Genomic DNA, 16,292 nt, shown 5'->3' with positions numbered 1-16,292 from the left:
AGTTCCCTAATTCGACCAAAAAGGCATTTTGTTCTCAGATAAGGGCTTCTGAGTGCCCTTACCACTAAAGCATATTATTTTTTTCATCGTATTGAATAACTCCACGCTAGAATGGAATAAGTAGAAAATTAGTATCTACTAAAAATATGCCCTAAGATATCAGGTCATTATAAAAAAGAAATTAGTTTGTAATTTTCACTTTAAAAGAGTCAAACTCAACCGGCTGGATTGTGTGCCCTTTATATTCTAATTCCTTTTCGTTGCCGTCTTCGTCTATTTCCATTCCTCCGCCGGCAGAAGGAATGACTACATAAGGAGTAATGGTCAGTTCAGTAACATGAGAACCAATCGGATCAAATTGCTTATTACTTCTGAACTGTAACTTATCCTTCACCCTTTCACCTGTTACGCCACCCGAGTGACCTGTAATTTCATTGCCATCTTGATCAACAACCACAAATTCGATATTTCCTCCGCGACTTAGATCAAAATCGGTTTCCTCTTCCAAACTCTCGTAAGCTATACTTACACCTGTTTTACTAATTGACATTTCTTTTACAGTAAGGGTCAAACCATCAACCGTTTGTGAATGTTGAACAGGGATATTATGAATGTCAGTAATTTTTTCAACTGGAGTTGAAAAGTACCACGTTTCTCCATTATTCCCATGGAGCATTAAACCTAGTTCAAATTTCTCCGGTAAACCTTCGTTTACATTGATTTCTTGAATAGCAGTCAAAGTGGTTGGCGAAAGCATCTCTTCACCGTAACTTCCAGAGGCTGCGGCAGGGAATTTTCCATTAATCGTAAAATCCATCCCAGCCCCAAAATAAAACTCATCGAGTTCCTTATCAGATTCAATAAAAAGGCCAATCGTAATATTGTTTTGATCATACAAGATTTCATCAAGCGTAACGGAAATTCCATTGATCGTCTGTGTTTCACCAATTTCATTCGTCAACCCATTCTTTTGAGCTTGTTGTAAACCGATCAGGTCAGAATTCCCGAATACAGAGCCGATAATCGGTAGTTGGGACAAGCTGCTTGCCAAAGCGGGTGAATAGTAAGACGAACCAACCAATAGTCCAAAAATGGCCGCGGCACTAGACAAAGCATACACTATTTTTCTTTTCCCATTGGTCATTCTAGTAGGGGGTGTATCGATTTGCTCTTTAGCTTGGGTGACTCCCGAACGAATAGCTGAACGAACTTCGTCTTGTGGAAACTCCTCGAAAGGATCATGTGACTTTTTCATTTAATTGATAACTCCTTTCTAATTCACTTTTTAATTTTTTTCGCGCTCTACGTAAATTCGTTATCACTGTAGCAACTGGCTTCTCCATCACCTCAGCAATATCTTTAATGGACAGATCATGATAGTAGAATAAAATGATGGTTGTCTGATAAGACGAGTTTAGCCTCGATAATGCCTCGCTTAAATGAAAAGAATCGATTTCTTCATCCTGCTTACGATCTATTTTTTTCAATAATTCACTTTCCTCATAAACAATCATTTGATCTCGTTCTCTCAGCAGACTATAACATTCACGTATTAAAATTCGAAACAGCCACGTCGAAAAATACTCCGGACTTCGCAATTGTCCTATCGCAAGAAATGCTTTGCAGGCCGTTTCCTGAATGGCATCTAATGCATCTTCTTTTTTACCAACATAAGAAAGTGCCTTGTAATATAGCATTTTTTCTTCTTTAATAAGCAATTCTTCAAAAGCATCAGCATCTCCATTAATAGCTCTCTTTACAGTGTACAGATCGTGTTTCATCGTGTAATCCCTCCCTCCTCTCACTAATTAGAGTGATATAGACAGGCAAAATGTTTCACCATTTATTTTTTTCTTAAATTTATTTTAATTCTATTATTTATGAAGTGGAATTTATAGAGGAATTAATAGAGGAATTAATAGAGGAATTAATAGATAGTGTATTATCGTTTATTAACTATGTTATAAGAGCTCGCTAAACGATACTCCCCTTTAACCAAAAAGAAAAGCCATTCTCCTTTTTGAAGAATAGCTGCGGTTAATTATATTCCCATTTCACACTGGTTGTGTAACTTTATTAGAGATCACCTATGAATTTTATGTAATTTCCTTTGAAACTTAGCACGAATATGCTCTAACCCCAATATTTTTTCATAATATCATGAGACCATTTTGGTTGGGTAAATGGCTCTTTAGGCAGGAACTCTTGCATAACGGGTTTTATATCTAAAATCGGTGTTCCATTAATACAATCAAGCCCAGACACTGTTAATTCTCTTCCTTCTCTTTTAATGACTTTTACAGTTGTAAGACCTAATTGATTTGGCCTATTTTTTCCGCGTTGCGCTAGTATTCCAACTTTAGGAAGACTTTGATCATTTCTTGGGTACCTGGTACCGGTAACGATTTTACGTTCCTCTACCTTATGAAAATGAAAAATAATGTCTGCATGAGAAAATGACTCAATTTCGTATAGTGCATCCTCCGGGAGAGAACGATCCAATACAATCTTACTAACGATCTCACCCCAGTAATCGTCTTCAATCTCGTACCTCTCATTATAAGCAATACCAATCGGATTTAATATAATCATATCGTTTCCCCTTTCTAAATTACGGATCTACTATTTAAATTTTACTTCGCCACGTTCAATCAATAAACTATCAACCACCGATGCGAACCAAGGAAACCCTATTATTTAAACTTACTCGGATCTTCAATTCTAATTGAAACAACTTCACCACAGTTCAAACAAAAAGTGTAAATCTTATTAGACCCCATTGAGAACTTCTTTTCTAATGGTTTAATCGGCATAAAATCAGTTCCTTCTGCAAATTCAATCCCGTTGCACTTTGAACACTTAGTATCTTTCAAACTACACCATCTCCTCAGTTTCTATAAAAGAATATACGGTAAACAGTACAAATAAGTTTCGGGTTCTCTTAATACTTTGTTAAAAGCTTGTTATATTTTACATCCGCAACAAAAGGAACTGTCATTGCAACAGCTCCTAATTAAAATTTAATATGTTAACTCTTAAAACGCTTTTCGCTGATAAATGAAAGTCGTAACTCCCCAAGATAGAGCATAAAGTGTCAGAACCACAACTGTCGCTCCAGCATATAAAAACGAAGTGGATGAATTGACAATAAAATCAGTGATCGCCGGTAAATGTGTGGCTAAAAACCTGACAAAAGCTGGTCCTACCGCTGCTAAAATAAGAAAACTGACAATGACAATCATGGTAATAGAACCCTGTTTGAATATATAAAATAACGGGAAAGTAAATGCGGCAAACATTAAGAATAAGCCTCCACCAATTGAAATATCAGTCATTGTAAACGGACGATTAAAGACAAATAATGCTAGACTTGTAACCCCGATAGATAAAAGCATATAAATGATAGCACCTAGATAGCGTGATGCTATAATTTCGCTACGTGTGTAGGGTAAGGAATTTAACAAGATATTTACCTCGGCTTTTTCATCGTAAGCGTAAGCATTAAAAGGTATAAAGATACTGGCAACAAGAAATATGAGCGCTGGGTGTGAGTCCATAATAATAAAGAATAAGATAAAAGGAATAAAGGTTAATATAAGCTTCTTTTGTAGGATCACATCTCGTCTAATTAAATTAAACATAGCTTTTCCTCCCTTTCATGTAATACATTATATCTTCTAGAGAAGCCGGTTCAATGACTACGGATTGACCGAATATATTATTTACATCCTTAACATTATCCGTCAATGCCTCAAAACCTGTTGGTGCTCGGTGAATACGGACAAATGCCTTTTCTGTGTCTCTATCTAATAGATCCAACCCACCTTTAACGAGCGCATAGTTTTCAGCTACCTCGTGAATCGACTGATTAAAGACCAATTCCCCTCTCTGTATAAAAGCGATATAGTCCGCGATCCGGTCTAAATCTGATGTAATATGAGTAGAAAATAAAATGGTGCGACTTCCATCAACCATTAAATCCTGTAACAAATCTAGCAGTTCGCGTCTAAAAATTGGATCCAGGCCTGCTGTTGGTTCATCCATAATGATCAACTCTGCGTGATGGGACAAGGCGATTGCTAACGATGCCTTCATTTGCATCCCTTTTGAAAATGTTTTTATGGCTTTATTAAGCGGTAATTCGAATTGTTCCACATATTGATAAAACAGCGAATCATCCCAGCGTTTGTAAGCGGGTCCAACAATACGCTTGATATCTTTTAGATTCATACCTTCATAAAATACATTGCCATCGTATACAAACCCGATGCGCTCCTTAATAGCCTTCTCATGCGTTTTGTAGTCCAAACCGAAAAGCTTAATCTCCCCGTCATCTGGTTTTATCAGATTCATCATCATCTTAATCGTTGTCGACTTACCAGCGCCATTTGCTCCAATGAACCCTGTTACAAACCCTTGCTTCACCTGTAAATCTATATTTTTCACGGCAAAGTCTTTATACTTTTTCGTTACATTCCTTAACTCAACCACATTTTCCATTACGTTCACTCCTCATATAAAATCTTCATTAATTGCTGCAGTTCATCAAGTGACAGTCCTATTTCTTTGCTGTTCGTTATGACCGAAATCATTTGTTCCTCAATGACTTTCAGCTTTTTCTCTCTAATCACTTCTAGATTTTGCTCTGCGACAAAAGATCCTTTACCGACAATGGAGTAAATAAAGCCTGCCTTTTCCAATTCCTCATAAGCGCGTTTCGTCGTTATCACACTAATTTGTAAATCCTTTGCAAGTTGTCGCATCGAAGGGATCGCTTCCCCTTCCTGTAGTTCACCTGAAAGAATAGCTGATTTCATTTGATTTGTGATCTGTTCATATATCGGCTCCTTGGAACGGTTGGAGATAATGATTTGCATGCCAATCCCTCTTCTATTATTATAATGTATATATACTTTATATACATTATATACACACATGTTTTTTCCTGCAACCACTTAATTTCAAATAAATTGGAATTTTAACAAATGCAGACTGTGATCAAAAGCTTGGTATAACTAGGTTTAAATCAGGAATGTAATATGGCACAAAAAAGCATGCTTTGAAATGAATCCTCAAAACATGCTCCGATTAAAATATGTATTTGTAATAAACGTAACCAAGTTGTAAGGTCTAGATGATCAGTGTACATAATGGTGAATGTAAATCGTGTAAAGTAATAGATACTTAAATGATATTAAATAGTGTCAATGTAGCAAGCTAAAAAACAACTAACCTACTTAATTCTTACCTAATATTGTAATTAAATAGAGTGCAGCCCAAAGTAAATAGGCAATCTGGGTGATGATAAGCATGCAAAACTCAAACGCTGTCAGCTTTCTTTCCCTTTTCAATTTTTTAAGATGTCTATAAAAAAAGAACGTGCATAGGAGCAGTAATAGTACCGACAATTCATGTATGTTTTCTAATAGACTATCCAAAATGCGCCTCCTTATCATACTGAGTTGGCTCGTTCCATTTATCCTACACTACTTAGTGAAAGTATTTTTACGATTACCTAAAGAAATGATAACTCTAGTTACAATCACAAATAATAGCATACCTAAACTGATAACACCGATACCCATTCCTAACCAAGCCTCATTAAAAAATGAGGTTAATAGAGCAACAACAAAGGCAATTAGGCAAATGTATAAAGATTTTTCATCCGTTTGTTTACAGATCTTAGCAGCGATAAAAACAATTAAATTGATGTGAAAGCCTAAACCAATTGGAATTAGAATATCCATTTAAATCCTCCATTTGATAATCCATTGTGTATTAATAATCCTCGTTAGTTAAAAACAATATCACTGGTTTTTACCATAGTTCATTAAAGTGGGCACCCCATAAAAAGCAAATATTCCAACGATGGCAGATAGAAAGAGATCAAGTCGGAGGACTCCCATTATATAGAGTAAAACCAATCCAAATAAAGCGAAAAATCTCCAATACAAAACAAGATTCATAAAGGTCTCCTTTTTATTAATCCACTAGATATATAATTTCTGAGGGTCCATTATTTTTTATCCATAGCTTTCGGTTTGATAGTAGTTAAATAAAAAGTGCAACTGTTGAAAAAACTAAACTGTCTCGTTTGAATTGTAACAAAAATTAGGTAATATGTTAAATTTATCCTACATAGCACTTATTAAAGTTATCGGTGTATGAAACAAGTATTCCATACCATCACCTGCCTGAATAGTCGATATGAATATAGAAAAACAGCAGTTCTGATAATTTTTCAGAACGTGCTGTTTAAAATCATTTGAAGTATTTATTTATAAATAATATCGTCTCTCAGTGCAGCTACTTTACTTAAAGCCTCATTTATATCAGCTTCACTAACACCAAAGTGTGCCAGGGCATCATGAAGATGTCTTGCAATCGCATTAAAATGCTCAGGTTGGATGTTCATTCCCTCATGAGCTTTTGCCATAGATTGACCCGAATATGTATTAGGACCTCCAAGGGCATAACTTATAAACTTTGTCTGATGAAGACGTTGCTTTTCCATATCTGTATTTTTGAAAAAGTGATTAACCGTATCATCTTTAAGAACCAATTCATTGTAAAAATAATCTACTACTTTTGCGATAGCCTCTTCGCCACCAACTTTTTCATATAATGTTTGTCCCAATTAGTTGCACCGCCTTATTAGATTATTCCTAATTATTGTTTTCAATTTTGTTAATTTTATCCTCTAATGTTGAATTCTTAACTTACTTTTTACAGTGTCATTTTGCTCTTATTTTGATTAGTGGTCCATAACAATATCGATTACTTTTTCTATAACATCTCTTTCTTCATTCGTTTTGAAGTTAATTGTTGCTAGACCTCCCCACATCTCGCCGTTTAAGTCTTCTGCGGTTAACGCCTTTATTTGTATGTTGTACTCTCCTTTTGGCAATGCATTAAAGGGTATTTCAAAATACTTTTCTTCGCCAACTGTCCACGATCCGAAATAAAGCTCCTTCTCAAAAGGTTCTACATTTGAAACATGTTGGGCTGCTGGCTGCGCATTCGAAGTGTTTACCTCTTGTAAAATAAATTGAAGCGTAACAATTTGTGAAGTTTCCATCAGGAGTGTCACTTTGGTCTTAACTATATATTCATTATCTTCGCTGTATAAATCAATTGTCATATCAAAGTAATGAGGGTGAAAAGGTGGGGTTTTATGTAAATCGTTGCTCTTGCAACCTGTTAAAAATAAAGACAAAACCAACAAAAAAATAGCAAGCCACTTCATGAAAAAGACACTCCTCTCTCACCAGCCTTATTATCATTATTAAAGGAAGTTCACTAAACTGCTAGTTAACACAATAAGCAAAAGGGAGTTGCCGGTATGACAACTCCAGTTATTCGCTAAGGAAATTCGTTATCTTATTTCTATTGTAGGAACGCACCCTCAAGTTTAAGATGTAAATTATAACGATGAATAAATTAATCTCTTTCTCTGGCTTTCTGTGTATCTCTAATATTCTTTTGAACCGTGATGGCTGCAAATAAACTTAGAACAAATGCCATACCATAAAAGCCCTTTTCACTTAAAACAATACTACCTGCATTGTATAAACCGATCCCCATTAAAGAAACAGAAATAATAAGAGCAAGCCAACTAATTCCATAATAGATACCCGTCACTGGGATACCTTCATCTTTATCCCTTACTGCTTTTTGCAAAGATACGGCGGCGTACAGTCCAAAAACTAAAATAGCGAAATAATATCCTTTTTCGTTCAGTTCCATTGATGCATTAAACAAGCCGATGAGATAGCCTGTAACACCAACTAACAACGCTGCCCAAGTTGCCCCTTTAAAAGCGGCAGTTGGTTCTCCGGCTTTTCTTTCTTCCTTCATTATGGGAGCCAATGGTTTTTCTTTTTCGTCTTCTAAAACAACTTCGTTCTCATTAGGCATTAACTGTTTCTCCTCCTTCTGCTCATTTATTAAAAAGGAGCACTACATATCACTGTAGAGCCTATCATATTTATTATATAGAAAATTCTTACAAATAACAGATGTTTTTTTCCTATATTTTCAATTTATTTTTACCTCTACACGTTGACTAAACTACACACAAAAAAGAAGCCTTCTGAACAAAAGAAAAATGGCTCGGCATATAAACCGAACCATTCACTATAATCATAGGTATTATGTTACTTTTTAAATGTAACGTGTTGGACCTGCTCATTTATTTGAACAGTAGTTTCACTTGGTTTCGTTTCCGAAATGATTCTTCCGTTACGAACCGAATATCGTACAGGAACTTGGCGACGGATCGCATCATATTCATCTTCAGCGTGAAGAACAATGAAATTCGCTACTTTTCCTTCTTCAATGCCATACTGATCTTCAATGTGTAACGTTTTTGCACTATTCTTCGTAATCAAGTCGATCGAATTAACGATTTGATCATAGCCTAATAGCTGACATACATGGATTCCCATATGAAGAACTTGCAGCATATTCCCTGTTCCAAGTGGATACCAAGGATCAAATATATCATCATGCCCAAAGCAGACGTTAATACCTGCCTCTTGTAACTCCTTCACTCGTGTAATCCCTCGGCGTTTTGGGTACGTATCAAAACGACCTTGCAAGTGAATGTTCACAAGTGGGTTAGCTACAAAGTTAATTTTGGAAAGTTTTAAAAGACGGAACAGCTTAGACGTATAGGCATCATTGTAAGAATGCATCGCTGTTGTATGACTCGCCGTCACACGTTCTCCCATCCCGAGACGATACGCTTCGGCGGCGACAACTTCTACAAAACGTGATTGTTCATCGTCAATTTCGTCACAGTGAATATCAACGAGACGGTCATATTTCTCAGCAAGAGCAAACGCTTTTTTCATCGACTCGACACCATATTCGCGAGTAAATTCAAAGTGCGGAATACCTCCGACAACATCTGCTCCCATTCGAAGCGCTTCCTCAAGTAACTCTTCCCCGTTAGGATAGGATAAAATACCTTCTTGAGGAAAAGCAACAATTTGTAAGTTAACATTTGAAGCGATTTCTTCTTTTACTTCTAACAAGGCTTCTAATGCAATTAAAGAAGGATCTGTCACGTCAACATGTGTACGCACATGCTGAATACCTTGTGCCATTTGCCAAGTTAGCGCTTTTTTGGCACGCGTCTTTACATCTTCTTTCGTTAACGACTCTTTTCGCTCTGACCAACGTTGAATACCTTCAAACAGCGTTCCACTTTTATTCCACTCAGGCTCTCCCGCTGTTAGTGTAGTATCCAAATGAATATGGGGCTCTACAAATGGAGGAAGGACAAGATTGCCCTCTACATCCAAAATCTCTCCTTCATAGCCTTCTACATTTTCAGAGATCATTTTAAATTGATTGTCCTCAATTAAAATTTGCCAAAGGCCATCACGGCCACGTAATTTTGCGTTTTTTACTAACAATTAATTCACCTTTTTCTGTTCAATGACTACCTCTTCTTGTTTGTTTCTACGGGTTTGTATTAATGTGAGCACAACATAAGCTAGTGCTGATGCGAAAAGTGCATTTAACGGTGCAATCCCTGGAATAAATGTTGCCGCTAAAACCCCGATCACCCATGCCGCTAATGCCGTCCAGTTCACGACTTTGATTGCACTTTCTTTTAAACCTTGTTTACGGCGAACTAGAAAGTAATCTGCTAAAATAATCGCACCGATTGGCGGTAATGTTGATCCTAAGAACGTTAACCAACCCACAAAGTTATTGTACAACCACATCGCAAATATCGTACCAACAATCCCGTTAAAAATGACAACTTTGTTTTTAGAGATCTTTGTAATATGTGAAAACCCTAATCCGGAAGCATATAACGCATTGTCATTCGTTGTCCAAATATTAAGGCCTAGGATAATAATAGCAGGAATGATGAGCCCTTGTAAAAACATCACTTCCGAAATATCAGATTGCCCAGTTGCTATCGCACCGACAGCTCCGAAAAGAAACATTAATGAGTTTCCAATAAAGAAAGCAATCACCGTTGTAAAAAATCCTGTCTTTTTCGTTTTAGCAAAACGAGCGAAGTCTGGTGTTAATGTTCCCGCACTGATAAAAGAACCGATACAAATCGTTAAAGCTGCAGCGATCGCGATGGTTTCCGTCGGTTGATACTCAAGTAGTCCACCAAGTCCTCCAACCGTATTTGCCGCTTCGAACGTTGAATACGTACCTAGTACAGCAATCGATGGTACCGCGATAATACTTAAAACCGTTAATGCTTTCATTCCAAGATAAGCCGTTGCTGTCATTAACACACCAGCAATCGCAATTAAAATATAAGAGTCAATGCCTGTCACTTTTTGTACAGGTAAAGCAAACATCGCAACGCCTACTCCAAACCAGCCGACTTGCGTTGCAGCTAGCATAAAGGATGCAACATAAGAACCTTTTTCACCAAAGGCGTAACGAGCTAAAAGATGTGTCGATAACCCTGTTTTCGCCCCGATATAACCTAGCGTTCCCGTATAAAGACCCAAAATTAAATTTCCGGCAATGACAACCAAAATAAACTGCGTAAACGTTAACCCCGCACCAAGACTTCCCCCAGACCACATACTCGCTGAGAAAAAGGTGAGTCCTAGCATGACTGCGAACATTTTCCAAAATCCTTGTCGAGCCGATTGCGGGACAGGTTGTAAAGCATAATCTCGATCAACTGTTTGTTTCATAATACATTCCTCCAATATTTTCGGTACCTGGCACCATGGAGGTTGAAGCTCTCGTTACGATCGGTGGTTTTGAACAACAAAAAAAGGTTTCTCGTCAACCTTTTTTGCTGACAAGAAACCTAGATACGCATAAATAGACAAGGCTTCAAAAGACACACGAATCCCCTATCTGTAACGACCTACCTTGTCAGCCTCACAGGACTGAATTAAAGGTACCAGTATTAAATTAAGATTATTATCTATGATACTTGAAATTTTGTCAATATAATATTTTCATATGTTTTTACCCCAGCACAAAATCAAATTGTTATCATAGTGGACCTCCCATCCCTAAGCGGACTGAGAGGCCGTTATTTGTTGCAATATCAATGATTTCACGGTCGGAGCGGACTGAGAGACCCTTATCTAGCAAAATAGCGTTGATTTTTACGTGATTTATAGAGAATAGGGTCCTCTCAGTCCTCTAACACTTCTTCAATGGCGGTTTTTCTGAAAATAAGGTCCTCTGAGTCCGCTAAAGAACCCCCCACTGCCAGCGATCAAACTGCGGCCTAAAAATTGGCTATTTTGCGAAGAACCATCGTAATCCTACACGCTTTTGAATCATCATAGAACTAATAGTCCCGAATACTAACCTTATAACTCGGATCCTTCCTTTCTAAGATTTCCATGAACTCGTCGCCTGAAATGGTTTCTTTCTCACAAAGGTATTTGGCCAACTCATGGAGCTTTTCCTTATTAGCTTCTAAAATTTGCACGGCATTTTGATAGCAACTTTTGATGGTTTTTAACACTTCATCATCAATTCTGGTTGCTGTGCCTTCGGATACTAATAGTGAAGTATCGCCTCCTAAATACTGATTATTAACTGTTTCTAATGCCATCATACCAAACTCGTCACTCATGCCGTATCTTGTGATCATCGCCCTTGCCAGCTTAGTCGCCTGTTCAATGTCATTGGCTGCACCTGAAGTAATCCTTTGAAAGACTAACTCTTCTGCAGCACGCCCGCCCATATACACGGAAATTTTATCGAGAATTTGCTCCTTACTCAGCAGCACCTGTTCTACTTCTTCTAACTGCATCGTATATCCTAAAGCTCCTGATGTTCTTGGAATAATTGTAATTTTGTGCACAGGAGCAGAATTCGTTTGCTTCGCTGCCACTAAGGCATGGCCGATTTCGTGATAGGATATCGTTAGTTTATCTTCCAGCGATAGAACTGTGTTTTTCCGTTGATATCCTGCTATAATGACCGCTACTGCTTCTTCCAAATCTGCTTGGATAATCTGCTTCCGGTCCAATTTTACGGCACGAAGAGCGGCTTCATTCATAATATTGGCTAAATCAGCACCCGAAGCCCCTGGCGTCGTTTTTGCGATCATGTTTAAATCGACATCATCAGCTAACTTTACTTTTTTCGCATGAACTTTTAAGATCGCTTCCCTTCCAGCGATATCAGGTAATTCCACAGGGATTCTACGATCAAACCTTCCTGACCGTAACAAGGCCTTATCCAATGTTTCTGGTCGATTGGTGGCTGCTAAAATGACAACCCCTTTATCTGCCTCAAACCCATCCATTTCTGAGAGTAGTTGATTTAATGTCTGCTCTCTTTCATCATTGGAAGAAAACCCTGTCGATTGACGACTCTTTCCAATCGTGTCAATTTCATCGATAAATACGATACATGGTGCTTTTTCCTCGGCCTGTTTAAACAAATCTCGGACTCGAGCTGCACCCATACCAACAAACATTTCAACAAACTCTGAACCAGAGATTGAAAAGAAAGGAACCTTTGACTCACCTGCTACGGCTTTTGCTATCAGCGTTTTCCCCGTTCCAGGAGGTCCTACTAGAAGTGCTCCCTTAGGAATGGTCGCCCCAATCTCTTTATACTTATCAGGGTTATTTAGAAAATGAATAATTTCTACTAGAGCCTCTTTCGCTTCATCTTGCCCAGCAACATCATCAAACGATTTACCGGTCTGTGCCTCAACATAGATTTTAGCATTGCTTTTTCCGAACTTTAGAACATTGGTCTCGCTTCCGATTCGCTTATGTAAAAAATATTGTGCAACTAGAATAAACAAGAAAAATGGAAGGAACCACATTAATAAAAACGTTAGGATCGGAGAACTTTCTTTTGGAATGATTCGATTGAATACAATATTTTCTTGATATAAACGATTCACTAATTCAGGATCTTCCATTCGACCAGTGACATAGATATGGTTTGCTTCACTTTTATTGTGTAATATAAATCCTATTTGGTTGTCTTGAATTTCTACCGATTTAACATTTCCCATTTCAATTTCTTTCAAAAAAGTACCATAATCGACTTCCTTAACCTGTTGATCTGAAATAAATGGAAACACAAATGCATTTAGCATGATTACAACTAACATTGAGATTAAAAAATAATGTAAGAGTGGTCTTTGTGAATTTTGTTTAACTTCCATGTGAGTGTTCCTTTCCAGCGTTTATGTTTATCTACTACCTCTTTTTAATCTTATCGTGAGTTACTAAAAATTGTTATCGGGATATATACTGAAATTTAGTATCTATTTCCCCTATTAAACTTAAGAACTATGCCTATTCGATGTTCATTGCTACACGAAAGAAAGAAACCCCTTTTGTACAATAACTAACTGCAATAGAATTTCACCTTTAAACTAGCTATTAAGATTTAATTGAGACAAAAAAGCTCATTGAATGTAAGAGTAAATGGTAATTATATGGATATTAAATACAGAAGTGTGAGAAATTACTTAATATATTATGCAAGAGAAATAACCCTAATCAATTGGAATCTAAGGATGAGCAACTATGAAAAAAGCTCTAATAAGCTTATTAATCTGCAGTTTACTTACTGGTTGTTGGAGTTCTAAAGAGCTGGGAGAGTCCGCATTCGTTGCAGCCGTAGCGGTCGAAAGAGAAGGGGATTTATTTAAACCAAAGCTTCAATTTCTTCAACCTGTCAAATTGGATCAGGGTGCCACTGATGCCCATATTATGATTGCCACTGAAGGTTTTTCGCATCTCGAAGCAGGTCGCGGAGCGATCAAAGGGTTGCATCGAAGGCTTTTTTTCTCACACGCCCAGACGTTTATCGTAAGTAGTGAAATTGCTAAAAATGGCGTATTCCCTACACTAGATATTATCTTCCGTGATCAAATGTTCCGTCTGACAAGTTATTTATTTATTGCTGACCAACCATCCACCTTACTTGCCTTACCTGCTCCAGTAGACCCACTGTCAGGAATAAGCTTATCCAACGGAATAGAAGTAGCTGAAGATAGTCACCAAAGGGTCATTACCCCAACACTAAAAGAATTTATGGAAATGAGCTATGAACCCGGCCGGTGTGCTTATGTTATAAGATTAAAGAAGCATTCCAACGAAGCTCAAAAAGAACCGCATGTTGATTTAGATGGGACAGCAATTATTAAAGAAGGCGTCTATGTTAAGGACATCAATGACATTCTAGCAGATGCCCTTCGTTTATATCGCAATGAAGCAGGAAACGATACATTTACATTCCAGGTGCCAGACGGAGATGATTGGATCTCTTTAGAGAGATTAAGCGCACAAACCTCCATTCTTCCGAGAATCCAAAACAATCAGTTAGTTATCGATGTATCCGTCAGTACATTAGCGAATATCAATGAATGGCACTCAAGTGCTGACATCGATGCACACATGTTTAAAAAAATACAAAAAGGATATGCCGACGAGGTTCGAGGAAGGATGGAAAAGCTGCTGGAAAAAATGAAGGAAGAGCCTGTCACCGATATACTCGGAATGGGGACAGAAGTTCGACGCCGACTTCCTGAGTATTGGAAAACAGTTCAAGATGATTGGGATCAAGCATTTAAAGAAGCAAAAGTGAATATCAAAGTAGAAGCAAATATTCAAAACTTCAACTTGATCGAAAATACCGTGATAGAACCCAATCAAGGTCCGCCCAAACGATTTCAACTCCCCTGGCTAAAATAATGGAGGTGTTTCAAGGTCTTCACCCTGACTCGCTAGCACAAGAAAAAAAGCTTAGTCAATCGTAACCATTCTACGCAAACTAAGCTTTTTTCTTGCCTCTTACAAATGAAGTTATCAATCGTCTAACGCTTCCAAACGAATATTTGAAAGCGTTATCATTTTAAGATAAGATAAGGAACACTGCTGAGATGACGATCCCTGTGTATAGTAGAGTAATCACTGTAAAGCCCATAATATCACGTATTTTTAGCCCAGCAATTGCTAATAACGGTAATGCCCAGAATGGTTGTATCATGTTAGTCCACGCATCTCCCCATGCAACAGCAAGAACAATTTTCGCTGGGTCAACGCCTAGCTCCATGGCAGTCGGTAAAAAGATTGGTGCTTGAATGGCCCATTGACCACCACCAGAAGGAACAAACATATTTAAAATTCCAGCCGCAAAGAACGTGAAAAGTGGTAATGTTTTGGTCGTTGCAATATCTGCAAAAATATTAGAGATCCAAATAGCTAGCCCTGAAGCTGTCATCATCCCCATGATTCCAGCGTAGAAAGGATATTGAAGAGCAAATTGTCCAACACTTCCTGACGCCCTTTTCAAGCCCGTGCCTAGTTCTTTAACATTTCCGTAAAGAAGAAGTACGAATGTTAAGAAAATTAAGTTTACAGTATTTAGATCTAAGGCAAAACCATTGGTATAGAAATGATTGATAAGGTAAGCTAACCCTAAAATTCCACCGATCATAACGATACTTCGACTGCGATCCAACTTATCATTAATGGCAGTTCTCTTTTCTTCTTTCACTTCTTCTGCTTCTTCCTGGAGTAATTTTTGATCAATAATAAAACGATCCTCTTTCTTCTTTGGATGGATCATTTTCATAATAAAAGGTAATGTAAAAAATACAATGCAAACGATTACAATATTGATTGCAGAAAATAATGTTGTTGATGTAGGAATGAGACCTACCATTTCTTGAAAGTTATGACCTTCTGTAGCTACGAAAAGTGCTGGCGAAGATGATAATCCGCCTTCCCATATCACAAAACCAGAGTAACCTGCAGCAACAAGTACTCGGTAATCTACATCATGGACTTTTTTTGCGACTAGCTTTGCCATAATTCCAGCGACAACAAGGCCAAATGCCCAACTAATAAGGGATGCAGCTAACGCAGAAAACGTAACAACGATAATCGCTGTATTTGGTGTTTTACATAAGCTCGCAACTTTTTCAAGACCACGAGCAACTGGTTTCGTGAGTGCAAGAGCATAACTCATAATAAATGTTGTAATGATTTGAGCTGTAAATGTTAATAACGACCACATTCCATCTCCCCAATAAGTCATCATCTCAAAGGGACTACTACTAGTAATAAAAATTCCACCTAAGAACGTAATTACTGTTAATAGAACAGCAAATACAAACGCATCTGGAAGCCACCTCTCTGAAATTTTAGAAAAGAACATGGCAACTTTCGCTAACAAATTATCCCCTGGACCTTTACGAGGTAGATTTTGTTGTGGCATTTGTTCAGGTTTCATATTATATACACCTCTTTCATAGAATTGTAGATTAAGTGAAGGGTGCGCGATTAGCACCCTTATTA

General features: G+C 37.6%; 17 protein-coding genes. 1 reads left to right on the top strand and 16 read right to left on the bottom strand.

The genetic code is table 11. The features are described from left to right. Nucleotides 1–181: 181 nt before the first annotated feature. The 15 genes from N7Z68_RS13365 to ftsH all read right to left on the bottom strand — a co-directional run bounded on the left by N7Z68_RS13365 (nt 182) and on the right by ftsH (nt 13,147). The gene (locus tag N7Z68_RS13365) at nt 182–1,255 is read right to left on the bottom strand and encodes a DUF4179 domain-containing protein (protein WP_275118973.1); all 1,074 of its coding nucleotides are present in this window, start codon (nt 1,253–1,255) and stop codon (nt 182–184) included. Further along, nucleotides 1,239–1,781: a sigma-70 family RNA polymerase sigma factor gene (locus tag N7Z68_RS13360; RefSeq protein WP_275118972.1), complete on the bottom strand. Its 543-nt coding sequence runs from the start codon at nt 1,779–1,781 to the stop codon at nt 1,239–1,241. Before N7Z68_RS13360 ends, N7Z68_RS13365 begins: the two co-directional genes overlap by 17 nt. 352 nt (nt 1,782–2,133) lie before the next feature. Continuing rightward, nucleotides 2,134–2,592 (bottom strand): SAM-dependent methyltransferase, encoded by a 459-nt coding sequence (locus N7Z68_RS13355; protein ID WP_275118971.1) that lies wholly within the window; start codon nt 2,590–2,592, stop codon nt 2,134–2,136. Nucleotides 2,593–2,693: 101 nt separating this feature from the next. Then, nucleotides 2,694–2,873 carry a hypothetical protein gene (locus tag N7Z68_RS13350; protein WP_275118970.1) on the bottom strand — a complete coding sequence of 60 codons (180 nt, stop codon included), beginning with the start codon at nt 2,871–2,873 and terminating at the stop codon, nt 2,694–2,696. A 162-nt stretch (nt 2,874–3,035) separates the two neighbouring features. Further along, complete coding sequence (locus tag N7Z68_RS13345; RefSeq protein WP_275118969.1) at nt 3,036–3,641, bottom strand: ABC-2 transporter permease; 606 nt, start codon at nt 3,639–3,641, stop codon at nt 3,036–3,038. After that, nucleotides 3,634–4,500 carry an ABC transporter ATP-binding protein gene (locus tag N7Z68_RS13340; protein WP_275118968.1) on the bottom strand — a complete coding sequence of 289 codons (867 nt, stop codon included), beginning with the start codon at nt 4,498–4,500 and terminating at the stop codon, nt 3,634–3,636. The genes N7Z68_RS13345 and N7Z68_RS13340 overlap by 8 nt, the downstream gene beginning before the upstream one ends. 5 nt (nt 4,501–4,505) lie before the next feature. Then, complete coding sequence (locus N7Z68_RS13335; protein ID WP_275118967.1) at nt 4,506–4,877, bottom strand: GntR family transcriptional regulator; 372 nt, start codon at nt 4,875–4,877, stop codon at nt 4,506–4,508. 360 nt (nt 4,878–5,237) lie between these two features. Continuing rightward, a complete protein-coding gene (locus N7Z68_RS13330) occupies nt 5,238–5,456 on the bottom strand; it encodes a hypothetical protein (RefSeq protein WP_373323142.1) in 219 nt (72 codons plus the stop codon). A gap of 30 nt (nt 5,457–5,486) precedes the next feature. After that, nucleotides 5,487–5,747: a YesK family protein gene (locus N7Z68_RS13325; protein ID WP_275118966.1), complete on the bottom strand. Its 261-nt coding sequence runs from the start codon at nt 5,745–5,747 to the stop codon at nt 5,487–5,489. 527 nt (nt 5,748–6,274) lie between these two features. Beyond that, a complete protein-coding gene (locus N7Z68_RS13320) occupies nt 6,275–6,637 on the bottom strand; it encodes a group I truncated hemoglobin (RefSeq protein ID WP_275118965.1) in 363 nt (120 codons plus the stop codon). A 117-nt stretch (nt 6,638–6,754) separates the two neighbouring features. After that, complete coding sequence (locus tag N7Z68_RS13315; RefSeq protein WP_275118964.1) at nt 6,755–7,246, bottom strand: hypothetical protein; 492 nt, start codon at nt 7,244–7,246, stop codon at nt 6,755–6,757. A 194-nt stretch (nt 7,247–7,440) separates the two neighbouring features. Continuing rightward, the gene (gene yiaA / locus N7Z68_RS13310) at nt 7,441–7,917 is read right to left on the bottom strand and encodes an inner membrane protein YiaA (RefSeq protein WP_275118963.1); all 477 of its coding nucleotides are present in this window, start codon (nt 7,915–7,917) and stop codon (nt 7,441–7,443) included. Nucleotides 7,918–8,156: 239 nt separating this feature from the next. Then, complete coding sequence (locus N7Z68_RS13305) at nt 8,157–9,422, bottom strand: cytosine deaminase (protein ID WP_275118962.1); 1,266 nt, start codon at nt 9,420–9,422, stop codon at nt 8,157–8,159. Then, a complete protein-coding gene (gene codB, locus N7Z68_RS13300; protein WP_275118961.1) occupies nt 9,423–10,685 on the bottom strand; it encodes a cytosine permease in 1,263 nt (420 codons plus the stop codon). Between the two features lie 614 nt (nt 10,686–11,299). Then, entirely contained in the window at nt 11,300–13,147 is a 1,848-nt protein-coding gene (gene ftsH / locus N7Z68_RS13295; protein WP_275118960.1) for an ATP-dependent zinc metalloprotease FtsH, read from the bottom strand. A gap of 367 nt (nt 13,148–13,514) precedes the next feature. Between ftsH and N7Z68_RS13290 the strand changes: the two genes are divergently transcribed. Then, a complete protein-coding gene (locus tag N7Z68_RS13290; protein ID WP_275118959.1) occupies nt 13,515–14,684 on the top strand; it encodes a Ger(x)C family spore germination protein in 1,170 nt (389 codons plus the stop codon). 160 nt (nt 14,685–14,844) lie between these two features. On the opposite strand, the gene N7Z68_RS13285 is transcribed toward N7Z68_RS13290, so the two are convergent. Next, nucleotides 14,845–16,227 (bottom strand): short-chain fatty acid transporter, encoded by a 1,383-nt coding sequence (locus N7Z68_RS13285; protein ID WP_275118958.1) that lies wholly within the window; start codon nt 16,225–16,227, stop codon nt 14,845–14,847. Nucleotides 16,228–16,292 lie beyond the last annotated feature (65 nt).

Origin of the sequence: Alkalihalobacterium chitinilyticum (genome assembly GCF_029028005.1) — a bacterium.
Taxonomy (GTDB): Bacteria; Bacillota; Bacilli; order Bacillales; family Bacillaceae_F; genus Alkalihalobacterium; species Alkalihalobacterium chitinilyticum.
Note: the sequence above shows the minus strand (reverse complement) of the source record. Positions and strands in the feature narration are given on the sequence as shown.

Coding starts and splice junctions, on each gene's coding strand:
- N7Z68_RS13285 (WP_275118958.1), bottom strand. CDS start 16,227: ATGAAACCTGAACAAATGCCACAACAAAATCTACCTCGTAAAGGTCCA.
- N7Z68_RS13335 (WP_275118967.1), bottom strand. CDS start 4,877: ATGCAAATCATTATCTCCAACCGTTCCAAGGAGCCGATATATGAACAG.
- N7Z68_RS13340 (WP_275118968.1), bottom strand. CDS start 4,500: ATGGAAAATGTGGTTGAGTTAAGGAATGTAACGAAAAAGTATAAAGAC.
- codB (WP_275118961.1), bottom strand. CDS start 10,685: ATGAAACAAACAGTTGATCGAGATTATGCTTTACAACCTGTCCCGCAA.
- yiaA (WP_275118963.1), bottom strand. CDS start 7,917: ATGCCTAATGAGAACGAAGTTGTTTTAGAAGACGAAAAAGAAAAACCA.
- N7Z68_RS13360 (WP_275118972.1), bottom strand. CDS start 1,781: ATGAAACACGATCTGTACACTGTAAAGAGAGCTATTAATGGAGATGCT.
- N7Z68_RS13325 (WP_275118966.1), bottom strand. CDS start 5,747: ATGGATATTCTAATTCCAATTGGTTTAGGCTTTCACATCAATTTAATT.
- ftsH (WP_275118960.1), bottom strand. CDS start 13,147: ATGGAAGTTAAACAAAATTCACAAAGACCACTCTTACATTATTTTTTA.
- N7Z68_RS13365 (WP_275118973.1), bottom strand. CDS start 1,255: ATGAAAAAGTCACATGATCCTTTCGAGGAGTTTCCACAAGACGAAGTT.
- N7Z68_RS13315 (WP_275118964.1), bottom strand. CDS start 7,246: ATGAAGTGGCTTGCTATTTTTTTGTTGGTTTTGTCTTTATTTTTAACA.
- N7Z68_RS13330 (WP_373323142.1), bottom strand. CDS start 5,456: ATGATAAGGAGGCGCATTTTGGATAGTCTATTAGAAAACATACATGAA.
- N7Z68_RS13290 (WP_275118959.1), top strand. CDS start 13,515: ATGAAAAAAGCTCTAATAAGCTTATTAATCTGCAGTTTACTTACTGGT.
- N7Z68_RS13345 (WP_275118969.1), bottom strand. CDS start 3,641: ATGTTTAATTTAATTAGACGAGATGTGATCCTACAAAAGAAGCTTATA.
- N7Z68_RS13355 (WP_275118971.1), bottom strand. CDS start 2,592: ATGATTATATTAAATCCGATTGGTATTGCTTATAATGAGAGGTACGAG.